Genomic DNA, 13,281 nt, shown 5'->3' with positions numbered 1-13,281 from the left:
TTCAAAACCACCCCAAAAAACCCCCCGCCACCCGCCCGCGCGGTGAGGCGCGGGCGGGTCGGACAGCAGGGATGCCCTCCGGCGCTGCCGGAGGGCATCCCTGCTTATAGGGGGTGGCGCTCGTAATAGTGCCGCCCATAGACCTCGTACTCATCCTGTATGATGTCCAGAGCCCGCTTCACCACACAAATACCGTCGGTATCGCCGCAGATATATCCGCCGCCGGGAGCAAATGCGTCAATCGCCCGGCGCACCTCCGCCCGTATATCCGCCTCGGAGGCGCCGGGCTGATTGGTGATCCCCTGGTTGTCGATGCCGCCGATCAGGACGATCTGATCCCCATAGACCCGCTTGAGCATCGCAGTGTCGTTGGCGGGCTGTACCGAGTGGTAGGCGTCCGCCCCCATGGTAACGATCTGATCAAAAAAGGTGTCGATCTTGCCGCAGCAGTGGTAGACCACCAGCGCGCCCGCATCGTGGATCGCACGGAATATACGCATATCCCGCGCCCGGATGAATTCCGCCCACAGAGCAGGGGCCACCAGCGGAGCGTTCTGGGTCCCCAGATCATCCATATACATCACTACGTCCGGCTTCAGATGCTCCATGATCCGATCCACCAGCTGCAGTTTGAACTGGGTCAGCGCCTCCAAAATCTCCCCGGCCTCGTCGGGGTATTCGTAAAAGGAGCACAGGGCGTCCTCAAAGCCCAGCAGGAGTTGGTAGCGCTCGAAAATCCCCATCTCCATCATAATCATGGACAGCCGCTCCGGGCTCTGGGCCGCCCGGAACCCCTCGGCCTCCGCCGCCCAGTCGATGGCCTCCAGGTCCGGAAGCGCCAGCTGCTCCCGCCAACGCTCCGGGTCCCGGATCACCGCCTGGCCCGGCGCGGGCGCGGTCAGACCGTTGGTGCTCGCGTCGGGCACCCAGTGGATGCCGAACCAGTCGTCCCCCTCCCAGTTGAGAGGGCGCTCGTTGATGCTCTTGGGAAAGTATCCTTTCATACACTTTTCAAAGCGGGGAAGCCACTCCGGCTTCTCCCTCCGAAATACCCGCAGGGCGTTCTCCTTTTCGGTCATGTCCGTCTCCTCCTGTCGGTCCCTGTTTTACCTTCAGTTTAACCGCCTTGTCCCGGGGAGACAAACGTATTTTCGCATGGGGCCATAACCCCATCCCGCTGCAGCTGCTCTCTCACCTGCTCCAGAAAGGTTCCCCCAACCGGATTTCCTTCTCCCTCAGACCAGGCCAGGACCATTTCCGTCACCGCCATCCCCCGCAGGGGAACAAAGCGCACCTCCGGATCGTGGATCAGGACGTGGTTTCCGTTGAGCAGCCCCACGCCCTGTCCGGCCGCCACCCAAAGGGCAAGCAGTTCGGCGTTGGGCGCGCAGATATACCGGGGCCGGAAGCCATGGCGTGCAAAGGCGTTCACGGCCGCTTCCGCCGCCGCCTGCGAATCTTCCGGCGCCATAAAAATGAAGGTCTGGTCCCCCAGTGCGCTCGGAAACTCCGCCGGAGCCAGCTCCGTCCGCGCCGCCAGCGCGCTGTCCGCCCCCACCACCAGGTAGAGCGGCGCGCGTTCCACCACCAGGGCAGTAAGCTCCGGGAGGCTCCTCAGATCCGTGGCGAGGGAAAGGATACAATCCAGGCTGCCGTCCAGCAGCCCCTCCCGCAGCGCCCGGAAGCTGTGCCGGGACAGGCGCACCTTCATGTTGGGGTACTCCGTCTCGATGTGCCGCAGCGCCCGGCGCACCGGCGCGGGCAGAAGCTGCTCCTCCAAAAGGCCCAGCCGCAGCTCCCCCCGCACCCCTGCGTTGACGGCCTCCACCCGCTCCAGAAGGCCCCGGTAGTCCCCATAGATCTGCCGCAGCCCCTCCAGCAGCACCTGCCCCGCAGGCGTGAGCCGGATGGTATTGCGGGTGCGCAGAAAAAGCGGAACGTTGAGCTCCGCCTCCATCTGCGCGATATGGCGGCTCAGGGCGGGCTGAGAGAGATACAGCCGGTCGGCGGCCTCCGTAACGCTCAGGCATTCCGCCACCGTAATGAAGTAGCGCATCTGGGCCGTGGTCATGTACGCCGCCTCCTCTTCTGTTTCTGTCCTCCCTGCGATTCCCGCAGGCCAAAACGCCGGGCTCAGGCCCCTGAAAACGCCGCCCGCTGCGCGGAAATCATGCGAAGCCGCGTGCTTCGAATGCGCGCCGGGAGGAACCGCAGAGCGCTCTGTTTTACAGACCTTAGGCATTACCGCATCATTCAACGCGTGCGGATTGGCGCGAAAATTTGTGCCGCAAAAAGGCGCAAAACCGCAGGAATACTTTGCGTATTGCAAGGTTTTGCAACGCATTTGTGGGGCAAATTGGCCGTCAAGACGTGCGTGGGGAATTGTGCGGTGATGCCCTAATTATAAATATCTCCCATTCCCCTGTCAAACCCGGTGTTCTCGCTCTTGCTTTTTCCGGGCGTTCGGGTTAAAATAGCTATCTGTATCAATATGAAGGAGTGAAACCACATGCCGGACGAACTGAATCCAGTCATGACCCAGAACTTTATCCATGATTTCATCGATGAGGATATCGCCCAGGGTGGTCAGTTCCAGGGCATGACCGTCCACACCCGCTTTCCGCCCGAGCCCAACGGCTACCTCCACATCGGCCACGCCAAGGCCATTTTCGTGGACTTCGGCACCGCCGAAAAGTATGGCGGGGTGTGTAATCTGCGTATGGACGATACAAACCCCACCAAGGAGGACGTGGAGTACGTCCAGGCCATCCAGGAGGACATCCGCTGGCTGGGCTATGACTGGGGGGACCGCTTCTATTTTGCCTCCGATTATTTTGAACAGATGTACGCCTATGCCGTGGAGCTCATCCAAAAGGGCCTGGCCTACGTGTGCGAACTGACGCCCGAGCAGTTCCGGGATTACCGGGGGGACGTGAACACCCCCGCCCGTTCCCCCTGGCGGGACCGGCCCGCGGAGGAATCCCTCGCTCTGTTCGAGCGGATGCGCGCGGGCGAATTCCCCAACGGCACGTACACCCTGCGGGCCAAGATCGACCTGGCCAGCGGTAATTTCAATATGCGCGACCCTGTGCTCTATCGGATCAACCACATGCACCACCACCGGCAGGGGGATAAATGGTGCATCTACCCCATGTACGACTTCGCCCACCCCCTGGAGGACGCTCTGGAGGGGATCACCCACTCCCTCTGCTCCCTGGAGTTTGAGGATCACCGTCCTCTGTACGACTGGGTCATCCAGAACTGCTCCGTGCCCGCCAAGCCCCGGCAGATCGAGTTTGCCCGTCTGGGCATCAACTACACCGTCATGAGCAAGCGCAAGCTGCGCGCGCTGGTGGAGGAGGGCCGGGTATCCGGCTGGGACGATCCCCGTATGCCCACCCTCTGCGGTCTGCGCCGCCGGGGCTACACCCCCCGCTCCATCCGCAATTTCTCCGAGCGCAACGGCGTGAGCAAGGCGGCTTCCACGGTGGAGTATGGTTTTTTGGAGTATTGCCTGCGGGAAGACCTGAACGAGACCGCCCGGCGCGTTATGGCGGTGCTGCGCCCCATAAAGCTGACCATCATCAATTACCCCGAGGGACAGAGCGAGACCGTCACGGTGGAAAACAACCCCAACCGCCCTGAGGACGGCGTCCGCGCCGTGACCTTCTCCCGAAACCTGTATATCGAAGCGGAGGATTTTCTGGAAACTCCAGTCCCCAAATACAAGCGCCTCTACCCGGACGGCCCGGAATGCCGCCTGAAGGGCGCGTATCTGATCCGCTGCACCGGCTGCGTCAAGGACGCCTCCGGAGCCGTCACCGAGATCCTCTGCGAATACGATCCCGACAGCCGGGGCGGCGATCCCGCCGACGGGCGCAAGGTGAAGGGCGCCACCATCCACTGGGTGGACGCCGCCACCGCCGTGGATGCCGAGGTACGGCTCTACGACAACCTGTTCCTGGACGCCGACCCGGACGCAGGCGCGAACAGCTTTCTGGACTGCCTGAACCCCGACTCCCTGGAGATCCTCACCGGTTCCAAGGTGGAGGCCGGTCTGGCCGACGTCCGGGCCCCCGCTTCCTTCCAGTTCCTGCGCCAGGGCTACTTCTGCGTGGACAACCGGGATTCCGCGCCGGGGCACCTGGTCTTCAACCGCTCCGTGGGACTCAAGGACAGCTTCAAGGTCACCAAGTGATACACGAAGGGGCCGCCGCTCCGGCGGCCCCTTCCATTGAATAAGGAGGGAATTCTTATGCTGCTGTTCCGCAACGATTACTCCTTCGGCGCCCATCCCAAGGTCCTGGAGGCCCTGTGCGCCACCAACCTGGAGGGCAACATCGGCTACGGCGGGGATGTGTATTCCGACCGGGCCAAGGACCGGATCCGCCAGCTGTGCCAGTGCCCCGACGCCATGGTGGAATTTCTCATTGGCGGCACCCAGACCAACGTGACGGCCTGCGCCTTTCTGACCAAACCCTGGGAAGCGGTCATCTCCCCCGCCACCGGCCACCTGAACGGCCACGAGGTGGGCGCCTTCGAGGCCACTGGCCACAAGATCATCCCTGTGGAGGTGGGGCCCGACGGCAAGCTGACCCCTGAGATGCTGCCGGCCGTGCTGGAGTGGCACAAAGACCCCCACCTGACCCGTCCCGCCCTGGTCTACATCTCCAACGCCACGGAAAACGGCACCGTCTATACCAAAGCGGAGCTGACCGCCCTGTCGGACTTCTGCCGCGCCAACGACCTGCTGCTTTTTGTGGACGGCGCCCGGCTGGCCGCCGCCCTGACCTCCGACGCCAACGACCTGACCCTGCCCGAATTTGCCCGCCTGGTGGACGCCTTCTATCTGGGCGGCACCAAAAACGGCACGCTGTTCGGAGAGGCGCTGGTCATCACCCGTCCGGAGCTGACACACGACTTTTTCCGCATGAAAAAGCGCATGGGGGCCGTGATGGAAAAGGGCTGGCTCCAGGGTGTGCAGTTTGAGGCCATTTTGAAGGACAACCTCTATTTTGACATGGCCCGCCACGCCAACGTGCTGGCCGGACGGCTGCAGGAGGGCGTCAAGGCCCTGGGCCTGCCGCTGATGACCGAATCGTGCACCAACCAGATCTTTCCCATCGTGAAAAATGAGCTGCGGCCCAGGCTGGAGCAGGTCTGCGCCTTTGAGGACTGGTGCCCCTTTGACGCGGAGCATACCGTGATCCGCTTTGTCACCTGCTTCCACACCACCCAGGAGGACGTGGACGCGCTGCTCTCCGAACTGAAAAAGCTGCTGTAAGAATCAGACGGACCTCTTTCCCGCTCAGCGGGAAAGAGGTCCGTCTGATTTATCCGAAGGTCACGCTGATATCGCCCATGCTGTTTTCCACGTTCAGGCTGTGGCGTCCGCCCGACCGGCTGGCCTCACTGCGGTACGTCTCGCCGTTAACGCAGATCTCGCCCATGTCCACGTTCAGCTCGTAGCGGTAATCCTCCACGGGACCGCTGAGCGTCAGCTCGATCTCTCCCATGCTGTCGGCGACCTCCAGTTCTCCTTGGAGATCTCCCTCCAGCCGGACATCCCCCATATCGTTTTCCACACTCAGGGAGCGTTCCACCGTCAGGCCCGCGCCGTCGATCGTTCCCATACTCTCGTGCAGCTCCAGCGCTCCCGCCCGCACCTGCCTCAACGTGAGATCGCCCAGGTCTCCGGTGACCGTCGCCGTATCGGCGGCGATCCCCTCCAGGCATATATCGCCCAGATCAGAGCGGACCTCCAGCTGTTCCAGCCGGAGATGCTGCGGCACATAGACCGTCACCGTCCCGCCATAGCCGTCCAGGCCGAAGCGGCCCCCCTGGGCGCTGCTGCGCACACGCAAGGTATCGCCGTCCAGCTCATATTCCAGGGCGTAGTGTTTCCCCTTCCAATTCAGGGACACGCCATAATCGCCCCCCTGCGTTACCGTCACATCGCCCAGATCCACGTCTACATCCACCCGGCGGAAGGCTTGCAGGTGCAGCTCCTCCCGCCCGTCGCGGGCAGCCGTTTCCGTCTGCGCGGCGCTGTCCCGGCTGACAATGCCCAGCGGCCCGATGCGGACCCCATGGCCGTTCCAGCTCAGGTCCAGCTCCGTCTGTCCCCCCATGGTCCAGCCGGACAGGGCCAGCAGGCCGCCGGACAGGAGCAGCAGCGCGCCCACGCCCAAAAGTCCCTTGGTCAGCCGGTTCATACCGCCGTCCTCCTTCCGCAGAAGAAATTGCGCATCAGACGGCCCGCGCCCCGGAAGCCGCCCAACGCCAGCGCGACCACCGCCGCCAGGAGCATAACGCCGCCTCCGCAGGTCGCCAGGCCTACGCCGGCAGCGTACATGGTGGTGGCCAGCCCCCCGGTGAACAGGGCGGAAAAGCCGGAAAAAAGGACAAAAACGCCCATTGCCACGCACACAAAGCCGCCCGCCGCCAGGCCGATGGTCAGCCCCGCCAGCAGTGCGATCAGGGGGATGCCGATCAGCACTGCGCCCAACAGGCCCAGCGCCCACGCCAGCGGTCCCCGCCGGTGCCCCGCCGCAGGCTGGGCGGCCGCTCCGGTATTCCCCTCGTACCGGCCGTGCCGCTCCCCCAGGATGCGCCCGGTCAGCTCCGCCGGGGTCCCCAGCTCCCGGATGACCGCATCCGCGCCTTCCGGTCCCGCTTCCTCGAAATAGTCCGTATAGTAGCACATCAGCCGCTCCAGTTCCGCCGGGTCCGTCCGCCCCGTCAAACGCGCGCGCAGCTGCTTCAGATAATCCTCTCCGGTCATGGCTTCCTCCCGCTCTCTTACGATATCCTGATATTACCACACCTTTCTTAAGGTGAAAATACAAGAATCATTAAAATTGGGTAAAAACGCCCCTGTACATCCCCTGTATCCGTCATGGAAAAGCGGCGGCACAGAACGCCATACGTCTGGGGCTCCGTTGGGCCTTATGTCAGACCGGGCTTTTGCATTCCGCAGGACCGCAGACCGCTCCTCCCGGTCGTTTCTTGCCCGCATGCTGCGCTGCGAACGGATCTCCCGGATATCCGGGGCCATCCAGACGCTTGCACATGCTCTCCGCGTTTCGTCCGCGTCCATCCCCGCTGTTTTACCCGTTTTCAAAATTACCGCCTCAACCTTGATTTGGGCAGAACGGTAAGGGAGGCACACGGGGCTCTTCCCCGTGTCTCCCGCTTCCTTACGGTTTGATGCAGCAGCACGCCGCAGAGGCCTTGCGGCAAAAGGAGAAACGTTTCTCCAAAGAGAAGGAGGGCTTTCCTTGGAGAAAAAAGCCGGCGCAGCGGAGCGGGCGGGCGGGAGTACGATCTGCGATGTTTCGCGGGTAGCCTACGTTTCCAAATCCACCGTCTTCCATGTGATCAACGGGGCAAAACAGGTCAGCGTAAAAATCGAATTTGTTGAAATGAAATAATCTCCGCTTTGGCTGGGCCCGCGTCAAATCGGCGCGGGCCCGTTTATAGTCAAAGCACTTCAAAAGGAAGAAATCAATTCCTTTGAAGTCCGCGGCGCGCTTCGCCGCGGGAGGCCGCTTACGCGGCCTCGCTTTGGACTTCATAGGCAACGCTTGCGCGCTTTGCACGCCCAGTGGGCCGGATGGCCCGCCGCTTGCTCAGCCGTCTGCCTTCTCTTTTCCGGATATTGCTTCCGACTGCGGAACTTCCTGCATTTCTCGGCTTTGGGGTTGTAAAAAATCAGATTTTGATATATTATGTGGGGTACGAAATTCTGTAAGGATATAAGGTGAACCTATGAGCCTTCGCATTGGAATTGATATCGGCTCCACCACCGTGAAGGTGGTGGTGCTGGACGAGCAGAACAAGCTGCTGTTCCGCTCCTATGAGCGGCATTACTCCAAGGCCCGGGAGCGCTCCGTCGAGACCCTGCGCTCCATCCGGGACAAGCTGGCCGGGCAGCAGGTGCGCATGGTCATTACCGGTTCCGCCGGTCTGGGCGTGGCCAAGGCGGCGGGCATCGACTTTGTGCAGGAGGTGTACGCCACCGCCGCTGCTGTCAACCAGTACATACCGGGCACCGACGCCGTCATCGAGCTGGGCGGCGAGGATGCCAAGATCATCTTTTTCGGCGGCGCGCTGGAGGAGCGGATGAACGGCTCCTGCGCCGGCGGCACCGGGGCGTTCATCGACCAGATGGCCACCCTGATGAACGTAAGCGTGAACGAGCTGGACGCGCTGAGCCTGAAGCACGAGAAGATCTACCCCATCGCCTCCCGCTGCGGCGTGTTCGCCAAGAGCGACATCCAGCCCATCCTCAACCAGGGCGGACGGAAGGAGGACGTGGCGGCCTCCATTTTCCAGGCCGTGGTGGACCAGACGGTGGCCGGCCTGACCCAGGGCCGCCAGCTCAAGGGCAAGATCGTCTTTCTGGGCGGGCCGCTGCACTTTCTCATGGGTCTGCGGGAACGCTTTGTGGAGACCCTGCAGCTGGACGGCGAGCACGCGATTTTTCCGGAGGACGGCGACTGCTTCGCAGGCATCGGCGCGGCCCTGTGCGCCTCCGATTACGCCGAGCATCCCTTTGACGCGCTGCTGAAAAAGCTGGAGGAGAGCGTGGACCACGTGGGCCTGGTGGACACGATGCCTCCCCTCTTCACCGACCCCGCGGAATACGACGCCTTTTTGGCGCGCCATAACGCCATGCACCCCCCCGAGGTGGACGTGAGCGCCTATACGGGCGACGCCTGGCTGGGCATCGACGCCGGCTCCACCACCACCAAGATGGCCCTCATCACCAACGACGGCGGGCTGCTGTATACCTATTACCACTCCAATCTGGGCAACCCCGTGGCCATCGTATTGGAGCAGCTCAAGGAGATCTACCGGCTCTGCGGGAATCGGATCGCCATCCGGGGTGCGGCGGTCACCGGCTATGGGGAGGACCTGATCAAAAACGCCTTCTCCTGCGACGCGGGCCTGGTGGAGACGGTGGCCCACTACAACGCCGCCCGGCACTTCAACCCGGACGTGGATTTCATCATCGACATCGGCGGCCAGGATATGAAGTGCTTTAAGGTCCGCAACGGAGCGGTGGACTCCATCCTGCTCAACGAGGCCTGCTCCTCCGGCTGCGGCTCCTTTATCGAGACCTTTGCCAAAGCCCTGGGCTACAACATCGCGGAGTTCGCCAAGCTGGGCCTGCTGGCTCAGCACCCGGTGAACCTGGGTTCCCGCTGCACCGTATTTATGAACTCCAGCGTCAAGCAGGCCCAAAAGGACGGCGCCAGCGTGGAGGACATCTCGGCAGGACTGTCCATCTCCATCGTCAAAAACGCGGTGTACAAGGTCATCCGGGCCGCCAGCGCGGATGATCTGGGCCGGCACATCGTGGTCCAGGGCGGCACCTTCCACAACGACGCGGTGCTCCGGGCCTTTGAACAGGAGCTGGGCCGGGACGTGACCCGCCCCACCATCGCGGGCATCATGGGGGCCTTCGGGGCCGCCCTGGCCGCCCGGGACCTGCGCCTGGACAAGAGCGCCCTGCTGGACGCGCAGGCGCTGGAGACCTTCTCCCACACGGCCAGGCCCGCCACCTGCAACCTGTGCACCAACCACTGCTCCCTCACGGTCAACACCTTCGACGGCGGGCGGCGCTTCCTTTCGGGCAACCGCTGCTCCCGCCCCCTGGGCAAGGAAAAGGCGGAAAACCCCGACCTGATGAATTACAAGTACAAAAAGCTCCGCGCCATGCAGGGCAAGGGGAACGGCAGCGGCGTCCGCGGCCGGATCGGCATTCCCTTCGGTCTGAACATGTACGAGAACCTGCCCTTCTGGTTCGCCTTCTTCACCCGGCTGAACTTTGAGGTGGTCCTCTCTCCCGAATCTTCCCGCAAGCTCTATCTGAAGGGCCAGCACACCATCCCCTCGGATACCGTGTGCTATCCGGCCAAGCTGCTCCACGGCCACGTGGAGGCTCTGGTGGACGCGGGCGTGGACGCCGTGTGGTACCCCTGCATGTCCTACAACAACGACGAGGGCATCGGAGACAACCACTACAACTGTCCTGTGGTGGCTTACTATCCCGAGCTGCTGGCGGCCAATGTGCCCGCCCTGAAGCAGACCCGGTTCCTGGACCCCTATGTAGGACTGTGGCGGCATAAAGACTTTGAAAAACGCGTGGCCCAGATGATGTATGATACGTTCGACATCCCCAAGCGGGAGACCGCCGCCGCGGCCAGGGCGGCCTATGAGGCATACGACGCCTATGTCCATGACGTGCGGGAGACCGGCAAGCAGTACATCGCATACGCCCGGGCCCATGATATGCCCATCATCGTGGCCTGCGGACGGCCCTATCACATCGACCCGGAGATCAACCACGGCATCAACGACCTCATCACATCGTTCGGTTTCGTGCTGGTCACAGAGGATGCGCTGAGCTATCTGGAGGGCTACGCCCCCCGGAAGGTGCTCAACCAGTGGACCTTCCAGTCCCGCATGTACAACGCCGCCCGGTATGTCTGCACCCAGCCGGATATGCAGGTGGTGCAGCTGGTGAGCTTCGGCTGCGGTACCGACGCCATCACCACCGACGAGATGCGCTCCATCCTGGAGAACGGCGGCAAGCTGTACACCCAGCTCAAGATCGACGACATCAGCAACCTGGGCGCGGTCAAGATCCGGGTACGCTCCCTGATGGCCGCCATGGACGCCAGGAAACACAGGGACGGATAGGGATACCGTTTGGGCCGCCGCAAGGGAACAGCTGGCGTTGGATCTCGGGTGCAGCGCAGAACTTCTTGATTGCCCGGGAAATGTGGCGCTCCCCGGGCAGGATCGGTCCGGAATGCGGGCGTACAGCGGCGGCACGCCTTTTGGGGAGATCGCCGTTCTAAACGGCAAGCTGGCGGCAGCCTGCCGGGAGCGTCTGCTCCCCCGGGCCGGGGAAACCCTGCTGCCCCGACAGGCCGAATGGCTCTTTCTCCCCCAGAACTGCCGGCGGATCGAGGCGGGCCTGGCCCCCTTCGGCTACGAGATCGGAGACGCCCGTCACTTCTGCCTTCCGTCTCTCCCCTGCCCGGAGACCGTGCCGCTGGGGGCTGGCGGTCAACCTCACCGCGCTTTTGAAGGATGAATTGCTCCGCCGGGAGATCGTACCCTTTTACCGCACGGCCAGAGCCATATTCTTTCTCAAAACGTAGCCATCGGAGCGGGTTTTCGCCCCGCCTTTGGATATTTATACGCAATACCGAAAGGAACCTGAAACATGGCTGAGTTAGTATACGACAAGAACGGGCGCCTCCTGTTCACGAAGGAGATGAAGCGGGAATATACCCTGCTCTTCCCCACCATGCTGCCCGTACACTTTGGCCTGATGGCCCGCATCCTGGAGACCGAAGGCTTCCGGGTGGAGATGCTCACCACCAATCATCGGGGCATCGTGGACGAGGGCCTCAAATACGTCCATAACGACACCTGTTATCCCGCCCTGCTGGTCATCGGCCAGCTCATCGACGCGGTGAAAAGCGGCAAGTACGACCTGCATAAGGTGGCTCTGCTGATCACCCAGACCGGCGGCGGCTGCCGCGCGTCCAACTACATCCATCTGCTGCGCAAGGCTTTGGAAAAAGCCGATCTGAGCTTCATCCCCGTCATTTCCATCAATCTCTCCGGCCTGGAGCCCAACCCCGGCTTCAAGCTGGGCCTTGGCACTCTGCGCAAGGCCATCTTCGCCATGATGTACGGGGATCTCATCGTCCAGTGCGCCAACCAGGTGCGGCCCTACGAGGTCGCCTCCGGGCAGACCGACCAGACCATCGACGCCTGCGAAAAAGCCCTTCTGGAGGCGATGAACCGGGGCGAGGGTCTTTCCTTCCAGAGCATGGTGGAAAACTTCGACAAGCTGGTGGCCGCCTTCCAGGCGATCCCTGTGGCGGGCGAGGCCAAGCCCCGGGTCGGCGTGGTGGGCGAGATCTACATCAAATATTCCCCTTTGGGCAACAATAACCTGGAGCAGTTTCTCCTTTCCGAGGGAGCTGAGCCGGTGGTGCCCGGTCTGACCGACTTTATCATCTTCAAGATCTATAACCGCGAGGTGGACGTGGGCATTTACGGCGGCCTTTGGCTGAAAAAGAAGGTCTGCCAGATTTTTAAGGGCTATGTCGAAAAGTGCCAGCGGGCCATGATCGCCGCCATGGAGAAGGGCGGCTTCCGGGCGCCCGGTACCTTTGAGGACCTGCGCCGCCTGATCCAGGGCTACCTGGGCGAGGGCAACAAGATGGGCGAGGGCTGGCTGCTCACCGCCGAGATGCTGGAGCTCATCCACTCCGGAACGCCCAACATCGTCTGCACCCAGCCCTTCGGCTGCCTGCCCAATCACATCGTAGGCAAGGGCATGATCCGCAAGCTCAAGGACGATTACCCCAATTCCAATATCGTTGCCATCGATTACGACCCCGGCGCCACCAAGATCAACCAGGAAAACCGCATTAAGCTGATGCTGGCCAATGCCCGGGGGCTGGCCAAACAGGAGCCTCAGCGGCAGGCCGGGGCGGAGCGCGCCCCGGTCTGAGTTTCGCTTCACCGGCGTCTGCGCGGAGGGTCCCGGCGCAGCCGCGCGCCCGCCCTGGGCCGGGCGGAGGAGGAGATCCCTATGGACCATCTGCATTTTACGGACGCCTGCACTGGGGAGCACTTCGCGGCCATGAGCCTGCTCCACGCCTTGGGCTGGCGGAGCACATATTCGGACGCGATCCCCGCGGACTACATCGCCGACGAGATCACCGATGAGCGCTGGATCCCCTTTTTTCATGCGGATTACGAGACTGGCCGCTGCCGCGGCCTTCTTCTCTGCCGGGACGATACCCCAGTGGCCTGCGCTACCTACGGCCCGGCCCGCATGGGTCCGGGGCCTGCGCAGAACAGCCTGGTATCCTTCCGTTCGGAGGGATATGAGGGCTGGGGCGAGATCATCTCTTTTTACACCCACCCGGATGAGAAACGCAGGGGCTATGGTTCCCTGCTGATGGATGAGGTCCTGCGGCGGCTGAGGGAACACGGCTTTCCCGGCGTCTATCTGATGGTGCTGCGGGAAAACGAGGGTGCGCGCCGTTTCTATGCGCGCCACGGCTTCTCCTGGAACGGCACCCGGGAGGATATCGTTTTTCCCCACGACACCGTCTGTGTGGACCTTCGCTATACCAGAGCGCTGTAACGCGTTCGCCCCGGGCGGGCCGCCACGCCGCCCGGGGGCTGGAATCGGGGCGCATGGATGCGCCCCGATGTTTCTTTGGGGCGGACCGGTTT

Annotated in this window: 11 protein-coding genes; 7 read left to right on the top strand and 4 right to left on the bottom strand. The window is 62.7% G+C overall.

Annotation, left to right across the window (positions count from 1 at the left end):
• Positions 1-104 precede the first annotated feature (104 nt).
• Together NE547_RS04450 and NE547_RS04445 are read right to left on the bottom strand one after the other, a co-directional pair.
• Entirely contained in the window at positions 105-1,079 is a 975-nt protein-coding gene (locus tag NE547_RS04450) for a uroporphyrinogen decarboxylase family protein (protein WP_186907673.1), read from the bottom strand.
• A 38-nt stretch (positions 1,080-1,117) separates the two neighbouring features.
• Positions 1,118-2,071: a LysR family transcriptional regulator gene (locus NE547_RS04445; RefSeq protein WP_186907672.1), complete on the bottom strand. Its 954-nt coding sequence runs from the start codon at positions 2,069-2,071 to the stop codon at positions 1,118-1,120.
• A gap of 438 nt (positions 2,072-2,509) precedes the next feature.
• On the opposite strand from NE547_RS04445, the gene NE547_RS04440 reads away from it, so the two are divergent.
• Together NE547_RS04440 and NE547_RS04435 are read left to right on the top strand one after the other, a co-directional pair.
• Entirely contained in the window at positions 2,510-4,198 is a 1,689-nt protein-coding gene (locus NE547_RS04440) for a glutamine--tRNA ligase/YqeY domain fusion protein (RefSeq protein ID WP_256174884.1), read from the top strand.
• Between the two features lie 57 nt (positions 4,199-4,255).
• On the top strand, positions 4,256-5,284 hold the full coding sequence (locus NE547_RS04435; RefSeq protein ID WP_186907670.1) for a low specificity L-threonine aldolase: 1,029 nt from the start codon (positions 4,256-4,258) through the stop codon (positions 5,282-5,284).
• 49 nt (positions 5,285-5,333) lie between these two features.
• On the opposite strand, the gene NE547_RS04430 is transcribed toward NE547_RS04435, so the two are convergent.
• Both NE547_RS04430 and NE547_RS04425 read right to left on the bottom strand, forming a co-directional pair.
• Entirely contained in the window at positions 5,334-6,215 is an 882-nt protein-coding gene (locus NE547_RS04430) for a DUF4097 family beta strand repeat-containing protein (protein WP_256174883.1), read from the bottom strand.
• A complete protein-coding gene (locus NE547_RS04425; protein ID WP_186907668.1) occupies positions 6,212-6,784 on the bottom strand; it encodes a DUF1700 domain-containing protein in 573 nt (190 codons plus the stop codon). The genes NE547_RS04430 and NE547_RS04425 overlap by 4 nt, the downstream gene beginning before the upstream one ends.
• 496 nt (positions 6,785-7,280) lie before the next feature.
• Between NE547_RS04425 and NE547_RS04420 the strand changes: the two genes are divergently transcribed.
• The 5 genes from NE547_RS04420 (at position 7,281) to NE547_RS04400 (ending at position 13,189) form a co-directional block, all read left to right on the top strand.
• The gene (locus tag NE547_RS04420; RefSeq protein ID WP_186907667.1) at positions 7,281-7,433 is read left to right on the top strand and encodes a LacI family DNA-binding transcriptional regulator; all 153 of its coding nucleotides are present in this window, start codon (positions 7,281-7,283) and stop codon (positions 7,431-7,433) included.
• Positions 7,434-7,770: 337 nt separating this feature from the next.
• Positions 7,771-10,710, top strand: coding sequence for an acyl-CoA dehydratase activase (locus tag NE547_RS04415; RefSeq protein ID WP_256174882.1), 2,940 nt, complete (start codon positions 7,771-7,773; stop codon positions 10,708-10,710).
• 112 nt (positions 10,711-10,822) lie between these two features.
• Positions 10,823-11,110, top strand: coding sequence for a hypothetical protein (locus NE547_RS04410; protein WP_186907665.1), 288 nt, complete (start codon positions 10,823-10,825; stop codon positions 11,108-11,110).
• 132 nt (positions 11,111-11,242) lie between these two features.
• Entirely contained in the window at positions 11,243-12,547 is a 1,305-nt protein-coding gene (locus NE547_RS04405) for a 2-hydroxyacyl-CoA dehydratase (protein WP_186907664.1), read from the top strand.
• Between the two features lie 81 nt (positions 12,548-12,628).
• Entirely contained in the window at positions 12,629-13,189 is a 561-nt protein-coding gene (locus NE547_RS04400; RefSeq protein ID WP_256174881.1) for a GNAT family N-acetyltransferase, read from the top strand.
• Positions 13,190-13,281: the final 92 nt, after the last annotated feature.

Source organism: Flavonifractor sp. DFI.6.63, assembly GCF_024462255.1.
Lineage (GTDB): Bacteria > Bacillota > Clostridia > Oscillospirales > Oscillospiraceae > Lawsonibacter_A > Lawsonibacter_A hominis.
The sequence above is the reverse complement of the archived record's forward strand: the minus strand, read 5'-3'. Positions and strand labels throughout refer to the sequence as shown.

What these genes read in the sequence shown, in the direction of transcription:
- NE547_RS04450 (WP_186907673.1), bottom strand. Translation starts at nt 1,079, where the DNA reads ATGACCGAAAAGGAGAACGCCCTGCGGGTATTTCGGAGGGAGAAGCCG.
- NE547_RS04445 (WP_186907672.1), bottom strand. Translation starts at nt 2,071, where the DNA reads ATGACCACGGCCCAGATGCGCTACTTCATTACGGTGGCGGAATGCCTG.
- NE547_RS04440 (WP_256174884.1), top strand. Translation starts at nt 2,510, where the DNA reads ATGCCGGACGAACTGAATCCAGTCATGACCCAGAACTTTATCCATGAT.
- NE547_RS04435 (WP_186907670.1), top strand. Translation starts at nt 4,256, where the DNA reads ATGCTGCTGTTCCGCAACGATTACTCCTTCGGCGCCCATCCCAAGGTC.
- NE547_RS04430 (WP_256174883.1), bottom strand. Translation starts at nt 6,215, where the DNA reads ATGAACCGGCTGACCAAGGGACTTTTGGGCGTGGGCGCGCTGCTGCTC.
- NE547_RS04425 (WP_186907668.1), bottom strand. Translation starts at nt 6,784, where the DNA reads ATGACCGGAGAGGATTATCTGAAGCAGCTGCGCGCGCGTTTGACGGGG.
- NE547_RS04415 (WP_256174882.1), top strand. Translation starts at nt 7,771, where the DNA reads ATGAGCCTTCGCATTGGAATTGATATCGGCTCCACCACCGTGAAGGTG.
- NE547_RS04410 (WP_186907665.1), top strand. Translation starts at nt 10,823, where the DNA reads ATGCGGGCGTACAGCGGCGGCACGCCTTTTGGGGAGATCGCCGTTCTA.
- NE547_RS04405 (WP_186907664.1), top strand. Translation starts at nt 11,243, where the DNA reads ATGGCTGAGTTAGTATACGACAAGAACGGGCGCCTCCTGTTCACGAAG.
- NE547_RS04400 (WP_256174881.1), top strand. Translation starts at nt 12,629, where the DNA reads ATGGACCATCTGCATTTTACGGACGCCTGCACTGGGGAGCACTTCGCG.